At 71.0% G+C, this 20,318-nt stretch carries 17 protein-coding genes; 9 read left to right on the top strand and 8 right to left on the bottom strand.

All coding sequences use genetic code 11. From position 1 onward, the window contains the following. Positions 1 to 33 precede the first annotated feature (33 nt). From coxB to AB0E90_RS45975, 9 genes are read left to right on the top strand one after another with little or no spacing between them, the layout of a single operon-like run. Positions 34 to 1,056 (top strand): cytochrome c oxidase subunit II, encoded by a 1,023-nt coding sequence (coxB, locus tag AB0E90_RS46015; protein WP_360419021.1) that lies wholly within the window; start codon positions 34 to 36, stop codon positions 1,054 to 1,056. A 19-nt stretch (positions 1,057 to 1,075) separates the two neighbouring features. Beyond that, positions 1,076 to 2,995 carry a cytochrome c oxidase subunit I gene (ctaD, locus tag AB0E90_RS46010; protein ID WP_360419019.1) on the top strand — a complete coding sequence of 640 codons (1,920 nt, stop codon included), beginning with the start codon at positions 1,076 to 1,078 and terminating at the stop codon, positions 2,993 to 2,995. After that, positions 2,992 to 3,606: a heme-copper oxidase subunit III gene (locus AB0E90_RS46005; protein WP_360419017.1), complete on the top strand. Its 615-nt coding sequence runs from the start codon at positions 2,992 to 2,994 to the stop codon at positions 3,604 to 3,606. Before ctaD ends, AB0E90_RS46005 begins: the two co-directional genes overlap by 4 nt. After that, complete coding sequence (locus AB0E90_RS46000; protein ID WP_360419015.1) at positions 3,606 to 4,001, top strand: hypothetical protein; 396 nt, start codon at positions 3,606 to 3,608, stop codon at positions 3,999 to 4,001. The genes AB0E90_RS46005 and AB0E90_RS46000 overlap by 1 nt, the downstream gene beginning before the upstream one ends. A 5-nt stretch (positions 4,002 to 4,006) precedes the next feature. Further along, positions 4,007 to 4,885, top strand: coding sequence for a cytochrome c oxidase assembly protein (locus tag AB0E90_RS45995; protein WP_360419013.1), 879 nt, complete (start codon positions 4,007 to 4,009; stop codon positions 4,883 to 4,885). Further along, the gene (locus AB0E90_RS45990; protein WP_360419011.1) at positions 4,882 to 5,271 is read left to right on the top strand and encodes a c-type cytochrome; all 390 of its coding nucleotides are present in this window, start codon (positions 4,882 to 4,884) and stop codon (positions 5,269 to 5,271) included. Before AB0E90_RS45995 ends, AB0E90_RS45990 begins: the two co-directional genes overlap by 4 nt. Positions 5,272 to 5,282: 11 nt before the next feature. Beyond that, complete coding sequence (locus AB0E90_RS45985) at positions 5,283 to 6,101, top strand: c-type cytochrome (RefSeq protein ID WP_360419009.1); 819 nt, start codon at positions 5,283 to 5,285, stop codon at positions 6,099 to 6,101. Next, on the top strand, positions 6,098 to 6,970 hold the full coding sequence (locus AB0E90_RS45980) for a Rieske 2Fe-2S domain-containing protein (protein ID WP_360419007.1): 873 nt from the start codon (positions 6,098 to 6,100) through the stop codon (positions 6,968 to 6,970). Before AB0E90_RS45985 ends, AB0E90_RS45980 begins: the two co-directional genes overlap by 4 nt. Then, a complete protein-coding gene (locus AB0E90_RS45975) occupies positions 6,967 to 8,646 on the top strand; it encodes a cytochrome bc complex cytochrome b subunit (protein WP_360419005.1) in 1,680 nt (559 codons plus the stop codon). The genes AB0E90_RS45980 and AB0E90_RS45975 overlap by 4 nt, the downstream gene beginning before the upstream one ends. A gap of 10 nt (positions 8,647 to 8,656) precedes the next feature. Here AB0E90_RS45975 and AB0E90_RS45970 read toward each other — a convergent pair whose 3' ends face one another. The 8 genes from AB0E90_RS45970 to AB0E90_RS45935 form a co-directional block, all read right to left on the bottom strand. Continuing rightward, a complete protein-coding gene (locus AB0E90_RS45970; protein WP_360419003.1) occupies positions 8,657 to 11,854 on the bottom strand; it encodes an ANTAR domain-containing protein in 3,198 nt (1,065 codons plus the stop codon). A 563-nt stretch (positions 11,855 to 12,417) separates the two neighbouring features. Continuing rightward, complete coding sequence (locus tag AB0E90_RS45965) at positions 12,418 to 14,064, bottom strand: NAD(P)/FAD-dependent oxidoreductase (protein ID WP_360419001.1); 1,647 nt, start codon at positions 14,062 to 14,064, stop codon at positions 12,418 to 12,420. Positions 14,065 to 14,086: 22 nt separating this feature from the next. Further along, positions 14,087 to 14,971, bottom strand: coding sequence for a cytochrome c-type biogenesis protein CcmH (locus AB0E90_RS45960; RefSeq protein ID WP_360418998.1), 885 nt, complete (start codon positions 14,969 to 14,971; stop codon positions 14,087 to 14,089). Next, a complete protein-coding gene (locus AB0E90_RS45955; RefSeq protein WP_360418996.1) occupies positions 14,968 to 15,516 on the bottom strand; it encodes a TlpA disulfide reductase family protein in 549 nt (182 codons plus the stop codon). The genes AB0E90_RS45960 and AB0E90_RS45955 overlap by 4 nt, the downstream gene beginning before the upstream one ends. Continuing rightward, a complete protein-coding gene (locus tag AB0E90_RS45950; RefSeq protein WP_360418994.1) occupies positions 15,513 to 17,438 on the bottom strand; it encodes a cytochrome c-type biogenesis CcmF C-terminal domain-containing protein in 1,926 nt (641 codons plus the stop codon). Before AB0E90_RS45950 ends, AB0E90_RS45955 begins: the two co-directional genes overlap by 4 nt. Beyond that, complete coding sequence (locus tag AB0E90_RS45945) at positions 17,435 to 17,827, bottom strand: cytochrome c maturation protein CcmE (protein WP_360418992.1); 393 nt, start codon at positions 17,825 to 17,827, stop codon at positions 17,435 to 17,437. The genes AB0E90_RS45950 and AB0E90_RS45945 overlap by 4 nt, the downstream gene beginning before the upstream one ends. Continuing rightward, positions 17,824 to 18,558, bottom strand: a complete 735-nt coding sequence (ccsA, locus tag AB0E90_RS45940; protein ID WP_360418990.1) for a cytochrome c biogenesis protein CcsA — start codon at positions 18,556 to 18,558, stop codon at positions 17,824 to 17,826. The genes AB0E90_RS45945 and ccsA overlap by 4 nt, the downstream gene beginning before the upstream one ends. Positions 18,559 to 18,668: 110 nt before the next feature. Then, the gene (locus AB0E90_RS45935) at positions 18,669 to 20,156 is read right to left on the bottom strand and encodes a cation:proton antiporter (protein ID WP_360418988.1); all 1,488 of its coding nucleotides are present in this window, start codon (positions 20,154 to 20,156) and stop codon (positions 18,669 to 18,671) included. Positions 20,157 to 20,318: the final 162 nt, after the last annotated feature.

Genomic DNA, 20,318 nt, shown 5'->3' with positions numbered 1-20,318 from the left:
GGGGAACGTGCCCTCGCTACGAAGGGAGAACGGATGCGCCGACGTGGTGGGCACGGCACCGGCACTCGGAGAGTGCGGCCGGCCCCGGCCCTCGTTCTGCTCCTGCTGCTCGCCGGATGTTCCGGCGGGTCGCAGTCGACCCTGCACGCCTCGGGGGCCGGCGCGCGGCGCACCGAAGGTCTCTGGTGGCTTTTCTTTTGGATCTCGGTCGCCGTCTTCGCCGAAGTGATGACTCTTCTGGGCTGGGCACTGTGGCGCCGCCGCCGTGCCACCGCCCGGGTCCGCGGCGGGGACGCGCTCGGTATGGTCAGCGTTCTGGGTGTGGCCATCCCGTTCGTCATCCTTGCCGTGGTCTACGGGATCGGCCTGCACGACCTCAACGCCCTCGCCTCACCGCCCGGGAAGAACGCCGCCGTGAACATCGAGGTGGTCGGCCACCGCTGGTGGTGGGAGGTGCACTACCCGGACCAGCCCGCAGCGGTGACGGCGAACGAGATCCACATTCCGATCGGCGAATCGGTGCGGGTGCGCCTGCGGACCGCGGACGTACAGCACAGCTTCTGGGTGCCGAACCTGATGCCCAAGACCGACCTCATCGCCGGCAAGGTCAACGAGACCTGGCTATACACGGATGAAGCGGGCAATTACCGGGGTCAATGTGCCGAGTACTGCGGCCAGCAGCACGCCTTCATGGCATTCCTGGTGGTCGCCGAGCCGCGAGCGCAGTTCGACGCCTGGGTGACCGCGCAGGCCCAGCCGACCACACCGACCCTCACCGCGGCGCAGCAGCGCGGCAAGGCGGTGTTCGAGCAAGGCTCCTGCGCCTCCTGCCACACCGTGCGAGGCACGTCCGCCGACGGCACGGTAGGGCCGGACCTCACGACGATCGGCTCACGATGGAGCATCGGCGCGGGCGCCGCCCCCAACGACGCCGGGCACCTCGGGGGCTGGATCGCCAACTCGCAGACCATCAAACCGGGTAACGCCATGCCGCCCCAGCCCGTCGCCGCCCAGGATCTGCCCGACCTGGTGGCCTACCTCCAGTCCCTGAAGTAAGGCGACCGACAGGAGCCCCATGTCCGCCAGCACCGAGGAAAGACCGAGTCCGAGCACGGACCCTCAGGAGCTCGCCCGCCTCGAGCAGGAGTGGGGCGAACGCCCGTCGGTGCACAGCTTCTTCAGCACCGTCGACCACAAGCGGATCGGTCGCCGGTACATGATCACCGCGGGGGCCTTCTTCATCCTGGCCGGCATGGATGCGATGGTCATGCGAACGCAGCTGGCCCGGCCCAACGCGTCGATCCTGTCGCCGGAGGAGTACGACCAGCTGTTCACCATGCATGGCACGGCGATGATCTTCCTGGTCGCCACGCCGATGTTCTTCGGGTTCGGCAACTTCCTGGTGCCCCTGATGATCGGCGCCCGGGACATGGCCTTTCCGCGACTCAACGCGTTCGGCTACTGGGTGTTCCTGTTCGCGGGATCGATCATGTTCGGCAGCCAGTTTCTGGGCAAGGCCCCCGACGGCGGCTGGTTCGGTTATGTCCCGTTGACCGATCGCCCGTACTCGCTCGGCATCAACCTCGATGTCTACTCGCTCGGACTGCTCTTCCTCGGCGTGTCCACCACCATCGGGGCCATCAACTTCATCGTCACCGCACTGAAGCTGCGCGCGCCGGGAATGTCGCTCAACCGGGTGCCGTTGTTCGTCTGGGCCATCGTGGGCACCTCGTTCATGGTGATCTTCGCGTTGCCGGCACTGAATCTCGACAACGCGATGCTGTTTCTCGACCGGCGCTTCGGTGCGCACTTCTTTGACCCGCACGACGGCGGCAGCACCCTGCTCTGGCAGCATCTGTTCTGGATCTTCGGGCATCCGGACGTGTACATCATCGTGATGCCGGCCCTCGGGATCGTCTCGGCGGTGCTACCCGCCTTCTGCCGGCGCGGGGTGGTCGCGTACCCGCTGATGGTCCTCGCCATCGTCACGATCTCGATCATCTCGTTCGGGGTGTGGGTGCACCACATGTTCGCCACCGGGCTGCCCCAGCTGTCCTACAGCTTCTTCAGCGCCGCCAGCACCTTGATCACTATCCCCTCCGGTATCCAGATCATCGGCTGGCTGGCCACGATGCTGCGCGGCCGGATCGTCGTGCGCACGCCGTTCCTGTTCGTCGTCGGGTTCATCGTGACGTTCGTGCTCGGCGGGTTCACCGGCGTCATGTTCGCCATCACCGCGTTCGACCAGCAGGTCACCGACTCCTACTTCGTCGTGGCGCATTTCCACTACGTGCTCTTCGGCGGGGCGGTGTTCCCGATGATCGCCGGCGTCTACTACTGGCTGCCGAAGTTCACCGGGAAGATGTTCAGCGAACGGCTCGGCCGGTGGGCGTTCTGGCTTGTTTTCATCGGCTTCAACACCACGTTCTTCCCGATGCACGTCGCCGGGCTGTTCGGCATGCCGCGACGGGTCTACACCTATCCTGGCGATCTCGGCTGGAACATTCCCAACCTCATCTCCACCATCGGCGCGTACGTCCTCGCGGTCGGACTGCTGCTGGTGCTGATCGGCGTTATCCACGCGATCCGGCGCGGCGCACCGGCCGAGGACGACCCGTGGGGCGGCGACACCCTGGAATGGGGCACGGCGTCCCCTCCGAAGCCGTACAACTTCGCCGTTGTCCCGCTGGTGCACAGCCTGCACCCGATGTGGGACGAACGGACGCGAACGGCGCTCGTCGAGGGCACGATCCTCACCGGACACCGCGCGGTGCAGACCAGCGAGTTGGACGGCCAGCACGAGCGTGTGCTCGAGATGCCCGAGCCGGCCCTGGTGCCCTTCGTCAACGCAGTCGGCATCCTCGTCGTCGTGCTGGGTCTGCTCTGGGGCTGGTACTGGGTGGCCGGTGCCGGGGCGGTCATCGTGGCCGGATCGCTGGCCCGGTGGCTGTGGCCGCCGGAACGGACGCCCGAGGAAGCGGGGGTGGCGCGGTGACCGCCGTGGCGAAAGAGGCTACTCAGGCTCAGGCGCTCGCCACCGAGATGCCGTCGGGCCGGACCACCGGCTGGTGGGGAATGATCCTGTTCGTCACTACCGAGGCGACCTTCTTCGCCGCCGCGCTGGGTAGCTACTTCTACATCCGTTTCCAGTCAGGGCAGTGGCCACCACCGGGCATCGAGGACCCGAAGCTCACCAAAGTGCTGTTCATGACGGCGTTGCTGTTGCCCAGCAGCCTGCCGGTCATGTGGGCCGAGCGCGGAATCCGCAAGGGACAGCGCTGGCGGCTACGGGCCGGCCTGGCCATCACCCTGGTGCTCGGGCTGGCGTTCCTGGGGATGCAGGTCTGGGAGTACTCCGAGGACCTGAAGAAGCACACCTTCACCACCGATGCGTACTCGTCGCTGTTCTACGGCATCACCACCTTCCACGGCTTCCACGTGGCGGTGGGGTTACTGATGGTGGGCTGGCTGTTGGCCGCGTCGCTGCGGGGCAGTTTCGGCTACCGCCGGCACGAGCGGGTCCGGCTGACCGCGATCTACTGGCACTTCGTCGACGTCGTCTGGGTGGCGATCTTCCTCTCCCTCTACCTCTCGCCGAGGCTGTGATGGGTTCCTCGACCAAGCGCCGCAGCCACCAGATCGGTGGCCTGCTCATGTGGTTCGCCGTGCTCGGCGGCGCGCTGGCCTGGGCCGTGCACGTCTTCGTCGCCTGGGGGGCCGACGAACTGACTTGCCAATCCGGGCACACCAGCGTCCAGGGTGTCCCGCTGCGTGCGGTGGTCGGTGCGGGTGTCGTCCTGCCCGCTCTGGTAGCGGCGGCGGCGCTGCTGATGGCGTGGCGGGCATGGCGTCAGACGAACGCCGCCAAGGGCGACGATGATCCGCGGATGGAGCGCGCCGGAATGCTCGCTCTGCTCGGCGTGTGCGCCAACGCGCTGTTTCTGGCCATCATCATCGCCGGCGGCGCCGCCGTTCTGGTGCTGGCGCCATGTCAGGGATGACCGCGATGATTCCGCTGGCCCACGGCGAGATCGGAGCCGGGGAAGACTGGACCGGTGTCGTCGGCATCCTGGCCGTGGCCGCGCTGGGAGCGGCCTACGGGCGCGGCGTCCAGGAGTTGTGGACCCGCAGGGGGGTCGGGGTCGTCCTGCCGGGGTGGCGGGTGGCCGCGTTCGGCGCGGGCCTGCTGATCCTGCTGTCGGCGCAGCAGGGGCCGATCCACGAGGCGTCGGAGCGATCCCTTGCCGGGCATATGACGCAACACATGATTCTCATGCTGGTGGCCGGTCCGCTGCTGGCAGCCGGGAGCGCATCGCTGCCGCTCGTGGTCGCCGCCCCCCGCCGGCTGCGCCGGGCACTGGGCCGGCTACGCGCCGCGGCCGCCAGCCGATGGTTACGCCGGCCGCTCAATACAGCGTTGATCGCGGCCGGGTTGCACACGGGCGTGCTGTGGTTCTGGCATCTGCCCGTGCCGTACCGATGGGTCGAGGAGAACGAGCTGGTCCACGGATTCGAGCACCTCACCCTGGTGAGCGCCGCCTGGTTTCTCTGGTCCACGCTGGTCGGCTCACGGGCGGCACGGCTCAGTCCACCGGTCGGGTTCCTGCTGCTGTTCGCGACCGGCATGCCGGCGGCAGCATTGGGCGCCGTCCTGACACTGGCCCCGGCCCCCATCTATGCCGCCGAGTTTCTGGCCGGCCCGGACCCCCTGGCGGACCAGCAGCTAGCGGGTTTGATCATGTGGGTGCCCATGGACGTCGTCATGCTGATCGCCGCCATCGTCCTTTTCCTGCGGTGGATCACGGCCCTGGAGCGGCGCACGCCTGGCGAGCGGGACATGCGACCGGAGCACGGTCGCAGCGGTACTGAGGAGGTGGCGGTGTGACGAACCGACTGCGCTGGATCTGGCCGATGGCGGCGGCAGCTGCGCTGGTCGCCGCGCCCGGTGGCTGCTCCACCCTGTCGCCCACCGCCCCGGCCGAGGTTCCGTCCGGGGATCCCGGCCGCGGAGCTCAGCTGATCAACCGGTACGGCTGCGGCTCGTGCCATACCGTGCCCGGCGTCAAAGGGGCCGATGGACTGGTCGGGCCGCCGCTCACCCGGTTCGGCAGTCGTTCCTACATCGCCGGGGAACTGGTCAACAGCGGCCCGAACCTGCAGCACTGGATCGAGAACCCGCAGGCGGTGGAACCCGGCACAGCGATGCCTGACCTGGGCGTCACCCCCGACGACGCCCAAGATATCGCGGCGTACCTGTTCACCCTGGACTGAGGAGCACGACCATGACCTCGCCACCCGCCGGCCCGGCCGGTCGGCCCGGCCGCCGCCTGCTGGCCGCCGCGGCCGGTCTCGGCCTGCTCGGCATGCCGGTGCTGGCCGAGCCGGTGCCGTCGTCACCCACCGCCGTCCCATCGCCGGTGTCCTCGACCGGGCCCACGGGACCCGCCGTTCCGGCCTCGGACCCCGGAGCGCGGCTCTACCAGCAGAGCTGCGCGAGTTGCCACGGGATGACCGGCGAGGGCAGCCAGCGCGGCCCGGCCCTGAGCGGGGTCGGACCCGCCGACGTTGACTTCCAGCTCAGCACCGGGCGGATGCCGGTGCAGCAGGAGCGCTACTCCGACGTCCACCGGGACGCGGTGTTCTCGCCGACCGAGATCGATGCGCTGGTGGACTACGTGGCATTGTTCCCGCCCGGCGGCGGACCGCAGATACCGGTCGTCACGGCCGGAGACGTCCGCAGTGGCCGGGAGCTCTACCTGACGTACTGCTCGGCCTGCCACTCGGCCGCCGGCGTCGGGGCCACACTCAACAACGGGCGGTTCGCGCCATCGTTGCTGCGCGCCACGCCGACGCAGATCGGCGAGGCCATCCGGGTGGGACCAGGCCTGATGCCACAGTTCCCGGCGAACGTTCTCGGTGACCGCGACATCGACGCGATCGCCACCTACGTCGACGTTCTTCAGGACGACCGGGGAAACCTGGACCGGGGCGGCTGGTCCCTGGGACGGCTGGGCCCCTTCCCGGAGGGCGCGGTGGCCTGGGTGATCGGTCTTGCGGCGCTGCTGTTACTGGCCCGCCGGCTCGGGAGCCGAGCCCGATGAGCGCGGACCCGGGGCCGATGGGGGGTGAGCGAGGGGCCGTTCGCGGCATCCGGATCGCGTTCGGCGTGTCCGTGCTCGGAGCGGCCGGTTTCGCGGTGGTGTACAGCGTGGGCGGCAACACGCAACTGCTCGGCGTCGGTCTGGGTGTCGCGTTCGCCGGGCTGGCCGTCGGGCTGTGGCTGTGGGGCCGGCACCTGCTGCCCAGCGGCGGCTATGTGGAGGAACGGCCGCCGCTGAGCGCGCCTCCGCAGCAGCGCGGGCTGCTGGCCGCGGCGGCAGCCGGCCCGCAGAGCCCGGTACGCCGGCGCGGACTGGTGGGCATGTTCGGGCTCGCGTTCGGCGCCATCGGTGTCGCGATGCTCTTCCCGCTTCGTTCGCTGTTGCCGTTGCGCCGGCCGGATCCCGTCACCGAACTGCGGCGAACGGCCTGGCGGGCCGGGGGCGTCCGGCTGGTGACACCCGAGGGTGTCCCGGTACGGGCCGACGACGTGAACAGCCAGACGATCCAGATCGTCGTGCCCGAGGGCCACCCCAAGGACGGCGACGCCCCGGCCTTCGTGGTACGACTCGACCCCGACCGGCTCACTGCCACGCCCGCCGGTGGTCTCGTCGCCGGAGGCCTGGTGGCGTACTCGCTGCTGTGCACCCACGCCGGCTGCCCGGTCGCGTTGTACGAGCAGACCACCGGCCGGATGCTCTGTCCTTGCCACCAGTCGGCGTTCGACCTGCTGGCCGGGGCGAAGCCGATCGCCGGTCCGGCCGCCCGTCCGCTTCCTGGCCTGCCGATCGAGGTGGACGCGGACGGCTACCTGCGCGCCCGCGGCGACTTCACCGCCCCGCCGGGTGCCGGCTTCTGGAGTCGCCCGTGATCACCCGACGGCTCTATCGTGCCCTCGACAGCCGCCTCGGCACCACCTCGGTCGGGCGGACCGCCCTGGCGAAGGTCTTCCCCGACCACTGGACATTCATGTTCGGGGAGCTCGCCCTCTACTGCTTCATCGCTCTCGTTCTCACCGGCACCTATCTCACTCTGTTCTTCGAGCCGAGCACCTCGGAGAAGATCTACGACGGGGCGTACGGGCCGCTGGCCGGCTCCGAGGTCTCCAGCGCGTACGCCTCGACCGTCTCGCTCAGCTTCGACGTACGCGCCGGGCTGCTGATCCGGCAGGCGCACCATTGGGCGGCGCTGCTGTTCGTCGGCGCCATCGTCCTGCACCTGCTGCGGGTCTTCTTCACCGGCGCCTTCCGCCGGCCCCGGGAGATCAACTGGGTGATCGGGATGACCATGCTCGCGCTGGCTCTGCTCAACGGCTTCACCGGCTATTCCATGCCGGACGACCTGCTGTCCGGCACCGGTCTGCGGATCATCTACTCGGTCGTGCTGTCCATTCCCGTCGTCGGCTCGTGGATCGCTCTGCTGGCCTTCGGTGGCGAGTTCCCCACGGACGCCACGACGCCACGGCTGTACATCAGTCACGTGTTCATCGTTCCGGCGATCTTCGCGGCGCTGATCTCCCTGCACCTGGCGATCATCATCCGCCAGAAGCACTCGCAGTTCCCCGGGCCCGGCCGCAATGAACGCACCGTCGTCGGCTCCCGGCTCTGGCCGGCCTACACCGTACGGTCGCTCAGCCTGGCCACTGGCGTGCTCGCCGTCGTCTTCGCTCTCGGTGGTCTGGTCCAGATCAACCCAGTGTGGATCTACGGCCCGTTCAACCCGGCCCAGGCCACCTCGCCGGCCCAGCCGGACTGGTACGTGGCCTGGGGCGACGGCGCGCTGCGGCTGTTCCCGAGAATCGAGTTCCACGTGTTCGGGCACCTGGTGCCTGCGCCGTTCCTGCCGGCCGTCGGCCTGGGCACGGTGACCTTCATGTTGCTGTACGCGTGGCCCTGGCTCGAGCGGTGGCGAACACCCGACCGGGCGGAGCACCAGGTGCTCGAGCGACCTCGGGAACGCCCATGGCGAGTGGCCATCGGCGCGTGGGCGCTGACCTTCTTCGCAGTGCTGCTCGTGGCGGCGGCCGACGACATCATCGCCCGGCTCACCGCCATGCCGGTGACCGGCATTCTGCGTACCCTGCAGATCCTCGTGTGCACGTTGCCGTTCGTCGTGGCGGCGGTGGCCTTCGGCGTGGCCCGGGCACTCAAGGCGGGAACCGCGTCGAGCCTCGCCGAGCTGACGGCCGAGGATGTCCGCGCCGGGCTGTCCGGCGCTGACGGTCCCGGCCCGGCGGACGAAGCCCCCGATCAGTCGATCCAGCTGTGGCGCAACCCGGACGGCACCTGGCGGTGGCGCTGGAGCGGCGGCGGCGAGCAACTGACGAGCAACGAGGCATACCTGAGCCGCGACGAGGCGGTCGCAGCGGCGCGGATTGCCTTCGCCGGCGTGCCGATCGACCGAGCCGACCCGCCGGAGGGGGTCATCCTGCCAGGCCCGCGGCAGGAGCCGGGCTGGGGCACGCGGCTGGCAGCGGGAGTCGTCTGGGTCGCCTTGGCGGTCTGGGGACGGCGGCGTTCCAAGACCGACGACAGGACGGAGGTCTGATCTCCGGCGTTCAGCCGCCGAGGCGCCTGAACGCCGCGTGCACCACGGTCACCCTTCCGTGGTCGTCGGTTACCGGCCGGGCGGCGAACCGGACGCGGCTGATCTCGCCGTGCCGGCGCAGCCGCACGGCGTAGTCGACGGGCTGCTTGAGCCGGGTGAGTATGCGTACGGCGTCGGCGATCAGCGTCTCGTCCTCGGCCACGACATAGCGGCGCAGTGCGCCCAGCTTGACCGGACCGAGGCGCGGATCGCGGCGGAGCACCTCGTAGGCCATCGGCGACCAGGTCGCCTCGCCGCCGGTCAGATCCCATTCGGCCCAGCCGCCGCCGACAGCCAGCTCGAGCAGCCGCAACCTGTCGGCGAGGGCGTCCCGGCCAGGCTGGCGCCAGTGAATCAGGATGCCGTCGCCGAACTTGGACGCCCGGCCGCTCATGGCCACGGTGACCGGGCCGCGAGCCGTTTCGATGTCGACCTCGATTGGCCCCCACTCGGCGAAGCCGCCAGTGCGCATCGCCGCGAGGTAGACCTTGGCGATACCGGCGGAGAGGACGTGCGGATAGAGCTTGCGCAACCGGCGCCCGATGATCTCGGCCGGCACCCGGCCGGCGACATCCACCGTTTCCGGGCTGCACGCCTCGAACTGCCAGTCCGCGATCTCTCCGGCCTCGCCGCGCACCGGGCGCAGCAGCGCATAGCAGGCGGGGAGCGCGCCGACCACGATCGTGGCCCAGCGCGCGGCGGGCGATGCCGGCGCTGTCCGGGCGTCGCCGGCGCGGAGCATCTCGGACAGGCGGAGGCCGGCGGCTTCGGCCAGCGCGGCCACGTGGGCGCGGGTCGCGTCGTCCGGAACCGTCGGGCGTGGCCAGAGCACCGACGCGACTCCGAAGATCCGGCCGTCCTCACGCAGCGGCAGGCACGCCCGTAGATCGCCCGCTCCCAACAGCTGGTAGCCGCGCGTGGCCGCTTCCTGTCCGGTGATCCAGAGAGGACTGTCGGTGGCCACCGCGCGCAGATATGCCACATTGAGGGAGCTGGGCGTGCGGCGCCACCTACTCACCAGCTCGGGCGACAGCCCGTAGGTGCCGACCAGCCGCACCGCTCCGTCGGGTTCCAACACCCCGAACAGCACGGCATGGACGCCCACTTCGCGCAGGCCCTCTCGCCAGAGGACCGACGCGAGTTCGTCGCCGTCCGTCACCTGTGCCATCGCGGCCCGCAGGCGGCTGAGGCGATCGCCGGTAGCGCGGCTGGTAACCGCCGGACCATCCGGCGCGTCTGCGCGGATCGGGCACAGGTTGCCGAGGTAGCGCTCGGGGCGGAATTGCTCGACGGCCGCCTGGCGACCTGCGATGGTCGCCGGGGGTGGTGGGACACCGATCACCTCCGCCGCGGTCTGGACAAGTGTCGACCGGCGCCGGCGGGCGGTTCGGGTCAGGTGATCGAGCGCAGTGTCGATCGAGCAGTCCAGTCGCACGCTCAGCATTCCCGTCGCCTGGTCGACGAGGGCTTGCGCCTGCTGTTCGGAGCCGGCGTGCCGCACCTCGCCGGCGAGGTGTCGGAGCGTCTCGGCCAGCGCATGATCGTCGCTGGGCGGATCCGGCGCATCGATGCCGGCCGGTGGCCGGGCGTCCGCGGATGACGGCGACGATGCCGGGACCGGTCGATTCAGGCCCGAGGCTATCACGGCGAACGCGCCGGTGACGGCGATGAGGCGCTCGCGGCCGTCGAGGACCGGCTCCAGCACCATCCGTACGGGGTTGGATCGGTCGCCCGCACTCACCCGCACGGTCAGGTGGGTGCCGGTGTGATCGCGTAGCAGCATCTCGATCGCGGCCGCGAGGATGCCGCGGTCCTCCGGTTTCGCGCAGCGGTCCAGCTCGGCCAGCGGGAGCGCCGTTCCCTCCCCGATCACCTCGGCGTTCTCGGGTGCCCAGTGCACCTCGCCGGTCTGCAGGTCCCACTCGGCCCACCCGGCGGGGCCTACATCATGCACCGAGCGGATGCGCTCGAGCAGTTCGTGCCGGTGGTCGTCGTGCCGCCAGGTGATAAGAATTCCTTCGCCCAGGCGGGCGGCCCGGATCCAGATCGTGGTGGCGGCGCTTCTGCCGAGCGGTTCTCGCGCCGGTCCGTAGGTGAAGGGTTGCCCCGTGCGAAGGACGTCGTCGTAGCCGCGAAGAATGGCGCTGCCGGCCAGTTGTGGATGCAGTTCGAGCAGCCGCCGTCCGACAAGCTGATCACCGGTGCGGCCGACCGCGTCGCGAGCGCCCGGGCTGCATTTGTCGAAGCGCCAGTCAACGGTCACACCGGATTCGTCGGTTACGGGACAGAGCAGAGCGAACGATCCCGGCAACGCCTCCAGCACGGCCTCCAGCCAGTGCGCGGACGCGGCGGCGATCGAGGTGCGCCGATCCGACTGCGGTCGATCCAGGCGGCGTCCCGCTGCGGCGGCCAGCGCGGCGACCAGCGCCCGCCCGGTCTGGTCCAGACCCGGGTCGTCGTCGAACAGGACGACCACGACACCGAAGACCTTCCCGTCGCGCCGTAGCGGAAGACAGGCACGGAAACCGGCGTCGCCGAGCAGCTCGAGCCCGGCCGCAGCCGCGTCCGCCCGGGTGAGCCACAACGCGCGGCCCTCGGTGACGGAGGTCAGGAAGCCGACCTTCAGCTCCGGCGGCAGCCGCTGCCACGAGCTGACGAGTCCGCGTGGCAGCCCGTGCGAGCCGACCAGTCGCACGGCACCGTCCTCATCCCGGACAGCGATCACCACTGCCACGGCTCCGCACGGCCGCAGGCCCTCGGCCAGCAGGGCCTCCGCCACGCTGTCGGCGTCGCTCGCACTCGACATCGCCGCGCAGGCCAGGTGGTAGCGAGCGGCCTCCTGGTCGGGCAGGGCGGACGGCCGGGGAAAGGCATCGTCCGGAGCCGGCTCGGGATGGACCGGCGCGGTCAGGCCCAGCAGTCCGGCGGCTACTTCAGCGACCTTCGTATTGGTGCGCTGAGACATCCGGACGAGCTGCTCGAAGGCCTGCTCGGCCGAGCAGTTCAGGCGCGCCATCAGCACACCCTTCGCCTGCTCGATCACCGAGCGGGAGCGCTTCGCCCAGCGCAGGCCGGCCAGCTCCTCGCCCAATCTCAGCACCGCGGCGGCCGCGGTCTCCGGCTGCTGCCGGCGCCGGGAGGAGCCGGACGTTGGCTGAGGTGGCCGCACCGGCATCGACCTCCCTTGCCCGGATCCGGTTCGTGTCACTCAGATGGACTCTATCCGTATCTTGCCGGGGGACGCCGCCGCGGCGGTGGGCCTGGGTACCTGGCCGGTACCGCCCTGACGGAGGCGGCGGCGTTGCCGACAGGCGGCGGGTGGACGGCGGTGCCGGGCCGGCTCGCGGCCGGCGAAGTGACCGGCGGCATCACGCGGCGGCGATTATCCGGGACGAACCGCGGGTAGGCGCCCGCGTAGCTGCACCAGGTGTAAGTCCAGGGAGGTCGGTCGATGATCTCGAACAGGTCGGATCCGGCCGTCGGCAGCGCCGGACGGCGTCCCCGCGGTCCGGCGTCGCGGCCGTCCGCGCATCGGGTGGTCCTGGCGGCGGGCCTGGTGTCCGCCGGGCCGTTGCTGATCATCCACGACGGGTGGCGTGGTGCGATGCCGGCCGCCGCGGCCGTCGGATACGCCGCATGGCTCCTGGCCGGCAAGCGATGGCCGCGGTGGTTCCACCGGCCCGCCGTGGCGTCAGGGGTGAGAGCCGGAGAGGAGCCCGCATCCGGGCGTGGTCATCCAGACGGCAGCTCCGCGGCCGCAGGCGGAAGCACGCCGCGGTCCGGCCCCGAGTAGATGGTCCGCAGCGCGAGTCGCACCCCGGCCGAGCGCAGTGCGCCGCGGACCCCGGAATGCAGAAGGGCCGCCTTGGCCGCATTGCCGCCCGGTCCACCGTGCACACCCCCGCCGGGATGCGCGGCCGCGCTTGCCAGGTAGAGACCGCGGACCGGTGTCTCCGGCCGTCCCAGCCCGGTCACCGGGCGGAAGATCAGTTCCTGGAAGATTTTTGCCGTGCCGCCGTTGATCGCCCCGCCCACGAGGTTGCCGTCGGCGTCGTTAAGACCGGCCGGCGTCTCCAGTATCCGGTTGACCACGAGGTCCCGGAAGCCCGGTGCGTGGCGCTCCAGCAGGTCCTCTACGGCTTCGACCTGTCGCCGCAGGATGTCGGCGTCACCGCGAAGGCTCCGCGGCAGATGGGTGTACGCCCACAGCACCTCGGTGCCGTGCGGTGAGCGGGTCGGATCGGCGGTGGTCATCTGGCCGAGCAGGAGGAAGGGCTTCGCCGGCCGGCGCCCGGTCGTCAGGGCGGTGGTGTAGTCGCTCAGACCGTCCATATCGGCGCCGAGATGTACCGTCCCTGCCCGGCCCACCTCGGCCGTCTTCCACGGCATCGGCGCGGACAAGGCCCAGTTGAGCTTCAGCGTCGACGGGTCCCACTGGAAGCGCCGTAGGTCGTCGAGGAAGCGGCTGGGCAGGTTCTGTGCACCCACCAACGTAAGGAAGAGGGTCGGTGCGTCGATGTCGGCGACGACAGCCCGCCGTGCACCGATGACCTCGCCCGACGCTGTGCGAACGGCCTGTGCCCGGTTGCCGCGCACCAGAATTCTCTCCACGGGCGTCCCGCACCGGATTTCGCCCCCGGCGGAACGCAGGCGACGGACCAGCGCGGCGGTGAGCATGCCGGAACCGCCGCGTGGCGCCGGGAACCCGAACCGCTGCCCCACCATGGTCATCAACCAACCGAAGACGGCGCTGCCCGGTTCCTCGGGCGACATGTCCGAATGCAGGGCCGTGCCGGCCAGCAACAGCCGCGCGCCGTCGCCGCGGAACTGCTCCTCCCCGAGACGGCGGACCGGCAGCATGGCGAAGCGGGCGAAGCGTGCCGCATCCCCCGGGCCGAGCCGGCGCAGCAGGTCGAGCCCGGGACGGATCGGTGGGAACGGCTGGAACAGCGCGTCCAGCACCGCGTCGCCGAGGCGGTCCCACCGGCGTACGAGGTCGAGCCACGCCTCGCCGTCACCGGCGGCGAAGGCGTCCACCGAGGCGGCCGTCTCGTGTGGGTCGCGTGACATCACCGCCGCACGCCCGTCGGGCAGCAGGTGGGCCAGCACCGCCGGCGCGTGCGACCAGGTGAGGCCGTGCTCGTGCAGGTCGAGCCCGCGCAGGACAGGCGAGGCGGCGCCGAGCGGATAGAATGCGCTGAACAGGTCGGTGACCCAGCCAGGGCCCAGCGCGTCGGTCGACCGGGCCGCCCCGCCCGGCGTGTCCTCGGCCTCCAGCACCAGCACGCTCCAGCCGGCGTCCGCCAGCAGGTTGGCGGCGACCAGCCCGTTGTGCCCGGCACCGACGACGACCGCGTCGTATCGGCTGCGATATGTCATCACGAATCCCCTCTTACGGCCCTCACTTGGTACCCAGCAACCGCCGGACCTCACCGGCGGCGGGGTCGTCCGGTGCTGTTTTGAGGAATCGGCGGAGGGTGACGGCGGCCTGTGCGGATCCTTCCGCGCGTTGCGCCAAGCCGAGGATCAGCAAGGCCTCGGTGTCGTCCGGACTGCTGCTCAGGACCGTCGCGGCGGTGCTCGCCGCCTGGTCGGCGTTGTTCGACCGCAGCAGGGCGAACGCCAGCCTCAGCCGGGTGGAGTCGTCCGGCTGCTGCTGAACCGCGTCGCGGTAGACCTCGGCGGCCTCGGCGTAGCGACCCTGGCCCTCCAGCGATCTCCCGAGAGCGAGCAGTGTGCTGACGGGGGCGGCAGTCGTCGAGTCGGCGGCGGCTGGAGTGCTGCGATGCTGGTTCGGAGCTGCGAACGCCACCACGGCGACCAGCAGGACGACGCCGGCGGCGAGAACGTCCCAGAGCCGGGGCAAGCGGCGCGGGGCGGGGCTGGTGGATGGCGGGCCCGCTCGGCTGCCGCGTCGCTGCGGGCGCCAGGCGAGCACTACCAGTGAGGCGACGACCGCGATCGGCAGCAGCCAGAGGACCACGCCGAGTCCACCGTGCGGCGGGTCGGTGAGGATGCCGGCGCCGTATCGGTCGACGAAGTAACGCCGCACCTGGGCGGGCGAGCGTCCGGCGGCCAGTTGTTGCGCGATCGAGTCGCGCATGGCGGCGGCCATCGGCGACTGCGACTGAGCCACCGACTCGCCCTGGCAGGCGGGGCAGAGCAGCTGCGCGGCGATGGTGTCCGCCGATTCCGGGCGGGTGGCGGCCGACCGCCACACGGCCAGCCCGGTGCCGGCCAGCAACAGGGCCAGCAGGGCGTACGTGGCAAGCCGCCGCGCGTTCACGAAGCCAGCAGCGCGGGCACGCGCTGCTCCAACCAGGCGGCGTCGACCGCGCCCTGCGTCCACCACCGCACCCGTCCGGCCCGATCCACCAGGAAGCTTTCCGGCACACCGCGGGCTCCCCACGCCACCGCGAGCGTGCCCTGCGGATCCGCCACGCTGGTCAGGTCGCTCGCACCGACCTCGGTGAGCAGGCGGTGAGCGGACTCGAGGTTGTCGCGCATGTCGATGCCGACCACCCGGAAACCGTCCGCCGACCACCGGCGCTGGGCCGCGGCGAGCGCGGGAAGTTCCTGTCGGCAGGGGTCGCACCAGGATGCCCAGACGTTCACCAGCACGACCTGACCATGCAGCGCGGTCAGGTCGAAGCCGGTTCCGTCCAGGGTCGTGCCGCGCAGCGGGGGAGCGGGGTCGTCGCGCGGTTGCGTCTGGGTCTGATCGGCGGCTGCGGCCGAATCCGGGGACGTCCTGACTCCTGCTGCGAGCATGACACCGAGGCCGACCACGGCCAGGACGGCGACCGCGACCCCGATAAGCCGGCGATTCATACCGCCTCCGCCGCGAGTACCGGTTCGCGCTCCGGTTCGGCCGGCTCCCGAGGGCTGCCGGCGGGCAGCCGTGCGGCCGCCAGCAGCCCGCCGAGCGCGATCAGGGTGCCGCCCAGCCACACCAGTCCAACCCCCTGGTTCACGGCCAGGCGGACGGTAGCCGTGCTGCCGTCCTCCGCGACGGCGAGCACGGTGGCGTACACGTCGCGGGTGGCGCCGGACCGGATGGCGGGCACGCTGACGGTGAGGTCGCGGGCAGGGTAGTAGCGCATCTCCGGATCGCTGGCGCCGCTCGCGGCGCCGCCCAGGGTCAGCCGGACGCGGGCGTTCATGCCGGACTCGGCGCCCTGCCGATCCACTGCGTCCAGACGAGCGGTGACCTTTCCGACGCGCAACGTGTCGCCGATGCGTAGCTGCTGTTCGGTGCTGAGTGTGTACGCGGATGAGGCGGCCACACCCACGGCGACGACGGCGAATCCGGCGTGTGCGACCAGCCAGCCGATCCGGCGAAGCCCGTGCGGCCGGCGGGCCGCCGCTTGTACGAGACCGGCCAGCACGTAGGCCCCGAGGCCGAAGGCGGCCAAGGCGAGAACGCCCGGTCGGCTGATCAGCCCCACCAGGACGACTGTCGCGAGACCCGCGAGCGCCGGTCCCCGTGCGCCCCGCAGGTCGGCGGTCCGCCCGGGACGGAGCATGGGAGCGAGACCCATCAGCAGCAGGACGACCAAGGTGACCGGCACGGCGGACCGGTCGAAGTAGCCGGGTCCCACCGCGGCCTGGCTGCCCTGCACCGCCTCGACCAGCAAGGGGAACAATGTTCCGGTCAGGACGATCGTGGCGACCGCCACGAGTAGCACCGCGTTGCCCAGCATCGCCGACTCGCGCGACAGCAGCAACGACCCGCCGGCGGGGTCGGCCGCGGCGCCCGCGCGCCACACCGTCAGGCCGAGCACGACCGCCACCGACAGCAGGACGAAGCCGAGCAGCATCGGACCCAGCGGCGACGCGGTGAAGGCGTGCACGCTCGCCACGGCGCCGGAGCGGGTCAGAAATGTGCCGACCAGCACCAGGAGGAAGGTGCCGCAGGCCAGGGACGTGTTCCACGATCGCAGCGCCGGTGTTCGCCGACCGGCGACCAGCGTATGCAGGAGCGCCGTCGCGGTCAGCCAGGGCAGCAGCGAGGCGTTCTCGACCGGGTCCCAGGCCCAGTACCCGCCCCAGCCGAGCACCGCGTACGACCACCACGCGCCCATCGTGATGCCGGCGGTCAGCAGGGCCCAGGCGGCGAGCGTCCATCGGCGTACGACCGCACCGAAGATCTGATCCGTCCGCCCGGTGGCGAGAGCGGCGATGCCGTAGCCGAACGGCACCACCAGTGCGATGTAGCCGGCATACAGCAGCGGCGGATGGATGCCCATCGCCGGGTGCTCGCGCAGCAGCGGGTTCGGGCCGGGCCCGTCGGCCGGCGTCGGCCAGACGGCGGCGAAGGGATTCGCGGCGAAGTAGGTGAGCGCGAAGAAGAAGACCGTGACGACCCCGGTCACCGCCAGCGCCCCCGGCCGTAGGGGGTCCCACTCCTGGTGACGCCGTCGGCGGCCGAGCAGCACCGCACAGCCGGCCAGGATCAGCAGCCATAGCAGCAACGACCCGTCGAGCGCGGCCCACAGGCTGGTGACCGTGTAGTGCAGCGGGACGTTGCGGCCGCCGTTCTCGGCGACGTACCGGATGCCGAAGTCGTGCCTGATCAACGCCGACTCCAGGTCGGCGCAGGCGAGCACCGCGGCGGCCAGGGTCACCCAGCCGGCCGCGCGCGCCGGCCGGGTGGCGGCACCGACGAGAGCCACGCGCAGCCACAGCAGGGCCGACGCGACCGCCGCGATGAGACCGAGACCGAGGCAGAGGTCGCCGAGCCGGCCGGTCACCGGTTGTCCCCTTCGCCGGTCTGGGCCGGTTGGTACTCGTTGCCGTGCTTGGCCATCACCGTGTCGGAGTGGAAGACACCCTGGCCGTCCAGGGCGCCCTCGACGACCGCGTCCTGGCCTTCTCGAATGGTGCCCGGCAGGTCCTCGGCCTGTTCTACCTCGATCTGGCTGGTGCGGTCGGCGAGCCGGAAGCGGGTGAAACCTCCCTCGCTGTGCAGGGAACCGGGAACCACCTCGCCGCCGAGGCGTACCCGCGCGGTGGCGCCGTGCAACACCTCGGTCGGGGTGCGATAGAAGGTCAGGGTGTTCTGCAGGCCGGCCACGACGAGCAGTGCAACGCCCGCGACCACCACCAGGGTCAGGAGCAGCCGGGCGCGGTGCGGTGTCACGGCTGAGCCGCCACGGCCGGGCGCGGCGCCGGTGAATCCACTGCGGCACAGGTTTCCAGGACGGCCAGACGGTGCAGGAACACCCAGGCGGCCGCGACGGTGCTCGCGGCGACGCACAGAAGCAGTGCAGTGAGCATCAGTCCGTTGATCGGCGGGGCGACGTTCGGCGCCAGGAGCGTGGCCTGCTGATGCAGTGACCGCCACCAGACGACGGAGAAGTGCACCACCGGCACGATCAGGAAACCGGCCAGACCCAGCCACGCCGCGCGGCGGGCGCCCCGGTGGCCGTCCTCGTCACTCCAGCGCAGGGTTGTCTGAGCCAGGTAGACCAGGAACATCGCGATCGTGCTCACGATGCGCGGATCCCAGGCCCACCAGACGCCCCAGGTCAGCCGCCCCCAGAGGGTGCCCGCCGCGAAGGTCAGCGCCGTCGACGCGAGGCCGATCTCCGCGGCGGCCCGAGCCGCGCGGTCCCAGCGTGGATCCGCCCAGACGAGATACCCGCCGCTGCAGATCAGCACGGCGAAGAAGGCCAGATAGGCGGTCCAGGCGGCGGGGACATGCAGGTACATGAGGCGCTGCGCCTGACCCTGCACCGCGTCCGCGGGTGCGACCGTCAGCCCGACCAACAGGCCCGCCGCGCTGAGGCCGGCGGCGCCCCAGCCCACGTTGCGCCGATCGGCGGCGGCCCGGGGTCCCGCGAGTAAGGGCGTCGGTGGGTTTTTCGGCATGGGCACTCCTCCGTCGACCGGTTGACTGGGCTGAGCCCGCTTTACCGATCCGGCGCCGCTCAAACGCCGTCGCGGTGCCGTTCTGGACGAGATGTAGGCGCCGGCCGAGGTCACTCTTGATGGGGGTCGGTGCTCGGCTCGCTGAACGCCGCGCCCGGGTCCGCGTCGGTGCGTTCGGCGTCGGCGAGGGCGAGGACTTCGTCGCCGGCCCGCAGGACGGTGTCTCGTCCCACCGGCACCAGACGCCCCTCCCGGTTCACCATGCTGATCCACAGGTTCTCGCCGACGGCCAGGTCGCCGATGGCCGTGCCGTCCGCGGCCGACCCGGTGGCTACCCGGTAGCGGCGCAGTCCGGTGGGCTGCTCACGAAAACGCATGCCGAGCGCCCAGGGCTCGAGTTGCGTGGTCTTCATCGGCACCCGCGCCCACTTCGCCACGGTGGGAACGAGGCCGCCCTGGACGACGACGGAGAACGTGACGACGACGAACACGATGTCGTAGATCCGTTCGGCGCCGGTGATGCCCGAGGTGAAGGCGAACGTGCCGAGCAGCACCGGCACCGCGCCCTTGAGACCGGACCACAACACGAAAAGGCGCTCGCCCAGGCGCAAGCGGATCGGCAGCAAGAGCAATCCCACCAGCACCGGCCGTACGAGGAGGGTGAGTACCGCGGCGATGAGTAGTCCCGGCCACAAGGCGTTGACGCGACCCAGGTCGTGCAGCGAGATCGTGAGGCCGAGCACGACGAAGGCGACGACCTCGGCCAAACTGGCGACGGCGCTGTGGAAGCGTTCGATCTCCCGCTTGTACGGCGCGTTCGGGTCGCCGACCACCACGCCGGCGACGAATACCGCGAGGAACCCGGACCCGCCGGTCACCGTCGCGAGGCCGTAGATCACCCCGGCGAACGCCAGGGTGCGCATCGAGTACAGCGCCTCGCTGGGCAGCGGCAGGCGGCGCATGAACTGCAGGAGAACCCAGCCCCCCAGGGCGCCTGCCAAGCCGCCGAGGGCCATCTCGCGGGCGAATTCCCCCAGCCCGCTCAGGACGGCGCCGCCGCCGCTCATGCCGGCCGTGCCGACCAGTGCCGCCATCAGGGCGATGCCGACCGGGTCGTTGGCGCCGGCCTCGCCTTCGAGCAGCACGCCGGATCTCCCGACGATCTCGCGCCGGCCGAGCACGGAGAACACGACGGCCGGGTCGGTCGGCGAAAGCGCGGTCCCGAGCAGCAGGGCGATCTGCCAGCCGAAGCCCAGGATGGCGTGGACGAACAGCGCGATACCGGCGGCTGTCATCGCGGTGCCGGCCACGCCTACCGACAGCACGGCGGTGATGTTCGGCCTCAACCGCCGCCAGCCGATACCCATGCCCCCGTCGAAGAGAACCATGATGAGCGCCGCGGTGACCACGTTCTGCACGGTCTCCACTCGCGTCGACCCGAGCGCCGGGAAGAGATCGGAGGCCACCGCCGCGCCGACGAGGAACAGCGCCGGCGCGGGAACGCGGATCCAGTCGCTGACGCGGTTCGACAGAATTGCCGCCAAGGCCACCAGCGACACTCCGAACACAACCCAGCCGAAATGTTCTACGCCATTCACGACGACCGGGCTACCCCGGACCGGCTCGCGCATGCACCGCCGTTCGGGAACTTCCGATCGAGTCGGTGCCGCCTGTTTGAGCCAAGTCGAGCGGGGTAGGCAGGGCGCGATCCAGGAGGTGGCGATGGGCCTGCGTGAGACCTTCCTGCCGTGGCCGGCGCT

Source organism: Actinoplanes sp. NPDC026619 (genome assembly GCF_040638295.1).
GTDB lineage: Bacteria > Actinomycetota > Actinomycetes > Mycobacteriales > Micromonosporaceae > Actinoplanes.
This window is presented reverse-complemented; position numbering and strand designations above follow the sequence as displayed.

Bases quoted from the DNA above. Each gene is read 5' to 3' on its own strand.
- coxB (WP_360419021.1), top strand. From the start codon at position 34: ATGCGCCGACGTGGTGGGCACGGCACCGGCACTCGGAGAGTGCGGCCG.
- ctaD (WP_360419019.1), top strand. From the start codon at position 1,076: ATGTCCGCCAGCACCGAGGAAAGACCGAGTCCGAGCACGGACCCTCAG.
- AB0E90_RS46000 (WP_360419015.1), top strand. From the start codon at position 3,606: ATGGGTTCCTCGACCAAGCGCCGCAGCCACCAGATCGGTGGCCTGCTC.
- AB0E90_RS45995 (WP_360419013.1), top strand. From the start codon at position 4,007: ATGATTCCGCTGGCCCACGGCGAGATCGGAGCCGGGGAAGACTGGACC.
- AB0E90_RS45985 (WP_360419009.1), top strand. From the start codon at position 5,283: ATGACCTCGCCACCCGCCGGCCCGGCCGGTCGGCCCGGCCGCCGCCTG.
- AB0E90_RS45980 (WP_360419007.1), top strand. From the start codon at position 6,098: ATGAGCGCGGACCCGGGGCCGATGGGGGGTGAGCGAGGGGCCGTTCGC.
- AB0E90_RS45965 (WP_360419001.1), bottom strand. From the start codon at position 14,064: ATGACATATCGCAGCCGATACGACGCGGTCGTCGTCGGTGCCGGGCAC.
- AB0E90_RS45955 (WP_360418996.1), bottom strand. From the start codon at position 15,516: ATGAATCGCCGGCTTATCGGGGTCGCGGTCGCCGTCCTGGCCGTGGTC.
- ccsA (WP_360418990.1), bottom strand. From the start codon at position 18,558: ATGCCGAAAAACCCACCGACGCCCTTACTCGCGGGACCCCGGGCCGCC.